Here is a 5,012-nt window from a genome sequence, read left to right as displayed (position 1 = left end):
TGACGAGAACGGAAGAGACGAACCCCGAAACGACAAAGTTGATTGAGCGTCTGGTCGAACGCGGTACCATGCGTGAGGCCTATGCACGGGTGGTGGGGAACAAGGGAGCGGCGGGGGTCGATAAGATGACCGTTGAAGCCCTGAAGCCCTGGCTGCAAGCGCACTGGGTCGAGGTCAAAGGAAGGCTGCTGAGAGGGACATATCGGCCCGAAGTGGTGAGAGGTGTTGAAATTCCAAAGCCGAATGGCGGGAAACGGCAACTCGGCATACCGACGGTGGTGGACCGGTTCATCCAGCAGGCGCTTCATCAAATCCTGAGCCCGATATTCGAGCCTGAATTTTCAGCGAACAGCTATGGGTTCCGGCCCGGACGGGGCGCGCACGACGCGATCCGGAAGGCGAAAGAATATCAGCTGGCGGGGAAGCGATGGGTGGTGGATATCGATTTGGCAAAGTTTTTCGATGAAGTGAATCATGATCTCTTGATGGCACGGATCGCAAAGAAGGTGAGGGACAAGAAGGTCCTCCGCCTGATCCGGCGGTACCTACAAGCAGGAATCATGAAGGACGGCGTGGTGTGGGATCGGGATAAGGGAACGCCGCAGGGCGGACCCCTGTCGCCGTTACTATCCAACATCATGCTCGATGCGTTGGACAAGGAACTGGAGAAACGGGGTCTTTCATTTTGCCGCTATGCGGACGATTGTAATATCTATGTGGGAAGCGAGAGGGCCGGGATGAGGGTCATGGAGTCAATTACGCGGTTCATAGAAGGCACACTGAAGCTCAAAGTGAACCGGGAGAAGAGCGCCGTGGCAAGGCCTTGGGAACGGAAATACCTTGGGTATTCGTTCACCAATGAACGGAAGGTACGGATACAGGTGTCGGCATCGTCGATAGAACGATTCAAGGAGAAGGTCAAGGCGCTCTTTCGGGGCGCGCATGGCCGGAATCTTGGCCGATTCATCCGAGAAACGATAAATCCTTTTGTTCGTGGTTGGATTCAGTATTACAGTCTCGCAGATACAAAGCAGTTTGCGGAAGAGCTGGATGGATGGCTCCGCAGGAAACTACGGTGCAACCTCTGGCGGCAGTGGAAGAGACCGTGGACGCGCCTGAAACGGCTGATGGAGCGTGGCTTGCCAGAAGAAACGGCAGTCCGTTCCGCGCCTTTAACCAGCGCGGCCCGTGGTGGAACTCTGGCGCCCAGCACATGAACTATGCGTTTCCTAAGAAATACTTTGATAGCATGGGACTCGTTTCGATGATTGATAGACTATGTTTAAGTAGGTAGTATTCTGGAAACCGCCGTATACGGAACCGTACGTACGGTGGTGTGAGAGGTCGGGGGCCGTGAGGCCCCCTCCTACTCATTGGTACGCCGAGCGCTTGGGCACTCCTTTCCCCGGAGCAAGGCGCTGACGGGCGCATTTTTTCTCTTGCATTAGCAAAAGGAGAGTGATTCAATCAACACATGGCTAAATCCCGACTCCACAAGCTGTACAGAAGTATTCTCTCGACGCTCAGCTTTTCGGCTGAGCTGCGCAAAATGCGCCGCGAGCTCAACGCAAAGATCGATCAGCCCGAGAGTATAACTCCGCCGCCCCCCTTTCACCCGCAGGGAGCAAACCGCTGGTTCAAGCGCCGCAGAATCACCATAGCCGAATCGTATCTCATGGTAGTGCGCGACCTCGATTCGCGGCATTCCAGCGCGCGTCTCGATGCATTGCGAAAGCTTGCAGATGTTGCGTTTCATTCAGCGAATATCGATTACCCTCTGAATACTGCGCGGGTACAGTCCGCCCTCATCAAAGAAGTCGTGAAGCACCGCTCGAACAAGCGCCGCCAGCTTGAGCTTCTATATGATTTTTCGATGTCGACACGCGGGCAGCACCAGGTAATCCGCAAGCTCTGCGACGAGCTCAATATTATCGAGCTGCCGGAAAAAGGCATGCAGATTGGAGATTTGGGCTATGGATGGGATGGGCATGTGCACGATACTGCAACTTCCGGGCGCAAAAATCCTACTCAGCTCATTATCGATGCATTCATCAAGGGGATTTCCAGAGTAACGGTCGCTTATGGCTCTGTTTCAGACCTCGACATGATGGAGGAAGCCCTCGAAGCAGGCAATATTCTGGGCCTGCATGTCAGCATTGCTCTCGAGTTCAGCGTGATGGTCGATGGCGCCCGCTACCATTTCATGGCTGAACTGCCGCGGTTCAATTCAAAAGAGGAATTGCGCGGATTTTTCTCGAGCCATGCCTCTGATCTGACCTCGTTCTTTCAGGGCCTGGATATCAATCGCGAAAACAGGCTTGACGCAGTGCGGCGCCTACTCGAAACATTCAATGCGGACACGCTGCCAACAATCAATGAAGGATTTGAACACAAGCCCGAATATTGTCTTGCGCCGCTGTCGCTTGATGAATTGCTGGCAACAATTCCCAATATGAACATTACGCCGCTTCACCTTGCCGAGTTTATGTACATGCGGTACAGGCCTGTGCTTCAGAAGCGGGTCTGGTTCTACAAAGTGCTGCGCGAAAAAATCAGAAGCTCGTCATTGGCGGACCCGGCGCGCAAAGCCGAAAAAGACACAATTGAAAAGAAATATGCAGAATTGAGAAAGGAGCTCAGAAACCTTTCGCCCGATACCCTGCTTTCGGAATATTTCGAAGATCCTCATGCGATTTCCTATCAGACTGTCTTCGAGGACATCGAGTCCTTGAGCGACATGCTGCACCAAGCCGGCTGCACAATCAAATTCATCCATCCTTTGGAGTATGGTGTTGAAAAGGCCACACGTGTGCTGGAGCAATGCAGCCATTGCATCGATTCTGCTGAAGTGTACAACACGCAGGACTGTGCAGGTCGTTCCCCCGAAGAAGTCGAAGCCTTTGCCCGGATTTTCAACGAGCGCAATAAGCGGGCGCACAGCAAAGGCCGAAAAGTCATCATTCCAGTGTGCGGCAGCGACGCAACCGGACGGAATCCGAAAATCCCCGGCATGGGATTTGTGTTCGAGGATCGGATAATCGGAAAATTGCGCCAGCGGTACATCAAGCGCCATGTTGCTCTTCCCCCGCTTGTTTCCGCAATGGTGAGAGCAGAGGACGCACCTGTCGACGAGGAACACCTGGACCTGCGCTCTGTCCCCTGCATTATCAGCATGGGAAAGGTGTCTGCAGGCGAAGGTTATACCAGCACCAGCGAGGATGAGGTAATCGGCCCAGTTCGGGCGTGGAGGTACTTCAACCCTGCATTCAAGAACACGATTCGCACCCTGATCGGCTTTTTTGTTGCGACAAGCTTTATAGGGCCGTGGTACGCTCTGTTATGGCTTGGCATTACTGGATTCAGAAACAGCATCGCGGATCTCATCTCCTACAGGGGCACGCGGCTCAACCAGTGGAAACTCAAAAGCATCAATTTTGACAATGTGGCGCAGTCGCTGTTCTGGACAGGTTTTTCGGTGCCGATCCTGGGCTTTGTTAAAGCGAATTTCGATGCCATCTGGCCGTGGGTGCACGATGGTTTTGTGTTCAATCTGGTGAAATTTTTCTTTATTTCTTTTGCGAACGGGCTGTATCTCGCGTCCCACAACACTCTGCGCGGATTTGATAAATCGGTTGTGCGAGCGAATATTTTCAGAAGCATTCTGGCATGGCCTCTTGCGACTGTATTCGCTCCGCTGGGCAACGCGCTTGCAATTCCAAGCATCGTGCAGACAAAAATCTGGTCTGATGTTGTAGCAGGCTTTATCGAAGGCGGCAATAAATACCGCAAAGTGTTGCGCCAGCGGCAAAAAACGCTGGAAGAAATCATTCCGACAATTATACATTCGAAAGGAAGCACCCAATATATCGCCATGCTCGATATTCTGTATCTCTTTTCCGAAGAGCCAAGAATGCAGAGCATTATAAAAGCGGTGCTGAGCCCCTATGTGCTATTCACGCGTCGGCTCAGGAAGAATTCATCGCTGCGCCTCACTCTGCTTGTCGAACTGCACAAAACTATGTGCGAAGAGCGCGTGTGGACTGAGCTCATCGATTATATTGTGGCGAATTATGACGAAGAGATGGCGGATGACCTCGTTGATCTGGTAGCTGACGCGCTGCCGGATTTGCAGGAATGGCTCGGACACCTTATCGCGAAATATGGGGAATCGAGCGGGCTGCTGAAGAAGTTTGGAATTGGGAGAAAGTAGTGATTAGTGCTCTCAACCTTGTGTAAACGAGGGCACTGAGAAGAACGCACCTCGACAATCAAGCACACGCTATTCAAGCGAGCGCCAGCCTAGGAATATACTCCGCCTTCTCCTTCCCCGGTGTCCGCCATTCCTTCTTCCAGCTTCTCGCCATGGTCGGGCTCAAAGGGCTTCGTGTCAGAAACGCCCGTTCTTCGAAAAAGCTTCTATATACGTTCTCGAGCGCAGTTGCATCGATGCCGCTCGCCTCGGCATGGGTGGCGGGTCTTCGGCCTTTCGGCCAGCGGATACGGTAGGGCTTTAAGTAGTTGTGCCACATAAGGTAGGCCCAGAGGCGCAGCATGCCGTTTGCGACATTGCGGTTGAAGCAGACACTCTCACGATGGTGGTTCGCCAGGTCCTTTCTGAGCTCGCGATCGGTGTAGTTCGAAGAAAAGAGTGGATTGTGGATCGTCCGTGGCAGGTGGGATGAAATCCTCAGGTGCACGAGTCGCCCTCCTCCCTCACCCCAGTAGGCTGCAAGCCGCCGCACGAGGCGCGCATAGTCGGGCTTCTCATCGGTGATCAGCACGAAGGGCCTATGAGGCTGTGGCGGCTGCACAGCAAGGCTCGTCGCCAGCACCTCCCTGAATGACCGGCCGATCCCACCCCGTTCGAGCCGAATCGTCGAATAGAGCGCCTGTGCCTTCGCCTTCTGGTCCTGCCGCATGCTCCCTGAGCGCCGCCGTGTGCAGTGACTGACATCGAGCACGAAGCCGCTTGTCCGTCCCACCGCAATGGGGATTTCGTTCGGAAAGTACTG

Annotated in this window: 3 protein-coding genes; 2 read left to right on the top strand and 1 reads right to left on the bottom strand. The window is 53.8% G+C overall.

Features of this window, described 5'->3' with window-relative positions:
* The coding region (gene ltrA / locus GAP13_RS12510; RefSeq protein WP_222126222.1) for a group II intron reverse transcriptase/maturase at positions 1-1,217 on the top strand (1,217 nt) is incomplete at its 5' end.
* A gap of 257 nt (positions 1,218-1,474) precedes the next feature.
* Positions 1,475-4,210: a hypothetical protein gene (locus GAP13_RS12505; RefSeq protein WP_158908628.1), complete on the top strand. Its 2,736-nt coding sequence runs from the start codon at positions 1,475-1,477 to the stop codon at positions 4,208-4,210.
* A 73-nt stretch (positions 4,211-4,283) separates the two neighbouring features.
* On the opposite strand, the gene GAP13_RS12500 is transcribed toward GAP13_RS12505, so the two are convergent.
* Positions 4,284-5,012, bottom strand: a 729-nt coding sequence (locus GAP13_RS12500) for a hypothetical protein (RefSeq protein ID WP_503473387.1), incomplete at its 5' end; no start/stop codon positions are given.

Source organism: Rectinema subterraneum (assembly GCA_009768935.1).
Classification (GTDB): Bacteria; Spirochaetota; Spirochaetia; order Treponematales; family Rectinemataceae; genus Rectinema; species Rectinema subterraneum.
This window is presented reverse-complemented; position numbering and strand designations above follow the sequence as displayed.

Coding starts and splice junctions, on each gene's coding strand:
- GAP13_RS12505 (WP_158908628.1), top strand. CDS start 1,475: ATGGCTAAATCCCGACTCCACAAGCTGTACAGAAGTATTCTCTCGACG.